The organism is Actinacidiphila sp. bgisy167 (assembly GCF_057707665.1).
This window is the reverse complement of record NZ_JBYIQP010000213.1, coordinates 1-986: the sequence shown is the minus strand read 5'-3', so window position 1 is coordinate 986 and position 986 is coordinate 1. Positions and strand designations below refer to the sequence as shown.

Here is a 986-nt window from a genome sequence, read left to right as displayed (position 1 = left end):
CTGTGGCCGCCTGGAGGGCGTGTCTCTAGGCGGTGGTGTTATGGCTGGTCAGCGCGGTGCGGGCTGAAGGCTGGCGATCTGCCTGGGGGCGGGGATGCCGAGCTTGGCGAGCAGGTCCTGCTGAGGCTTGGTGGGGGTGGTGACCTGCTGGAACGTGCCGGTGGGGCCGGTGAAGGTGCCCAGGTGGAGACGGTCGAGTTCGCGGCGGATTCGGGGCCAGGTGTCGCCGGTGGTGGTCTCGGCGATGCGGATGAGCAAGAGGGCGAGCCAGCACAGCAGGACGTGGGCGCGGATGCGTTCCTCGAGCCGGTGGTAGACCGGCCGCAGGTCGATGATCTGCTTCATATCGCGCCAGCCGCGTTCAACTTCCAAGAGGGCCTTGTAGCCGCGCGCGATGTCCTCGGCCGAGAGCTTGGGGTCGGAGGATCGCAGGAGGTACTTGCCGTCGAGGTTCTCCTCGGTCTTGATCCTGGCCTGGTCGATGCGGAGCTTGCCGGCGGGGGTGGTGCGCAAGTAGCGGTTCAGGCCGGGCTTGTCGGCGATCTTGCCGCGCAGTTCGCCGCGCTTGAAGTCGCTGAGCTTGTCGGAGTCTGCGATCAGCTCGGTGAGCTGGGCGACGAGTTGCTCGCGTATGTGTTGGTCACGGACCGCGGCTTCGGGGTTGTGACAGATGACGAACCGTTCGGTGTCGCTGATCCGCACTTCCTTGACACGCATGTTCCCGGTGATGTCCTGGTAGCGGCCCTGCCGGGACAGGGCCTGCTTGACCTCGGGGGATGTGGTGCGGAGCTTCTCGCCGATGATGTAGGCGTCGGTGCCGCTGCGCAGGTAGCGGCGGTTGCGGTCGGAGGAGAAGCCCCGGTCGGCGACCCACACGATCTTGGAGAGGGTCCAGTCCCGCATGTCGTCCTTGACCTGCCGGATCAGGGTCTGGTCGGAGGCATTGCCGGGCCACGACCAGACGCGGACCGGGATGCCGTCGCGGG

General features: G+C 67.0%; 1 protein-coding gene. It reads right to left on the bottom strand.

What is annotated here, in order from left to right; genetic code table 11:
• Positions 1 to 48: 48 nt before the first annotated feature.
• The coding region (locus tag AC3ET4_RS30840) for an IS1634 family transposase (RefSeq protein WP_431955276.1) at positions 49 to 986 on the bottom strand (938 nt) is incomplete at its 5' end.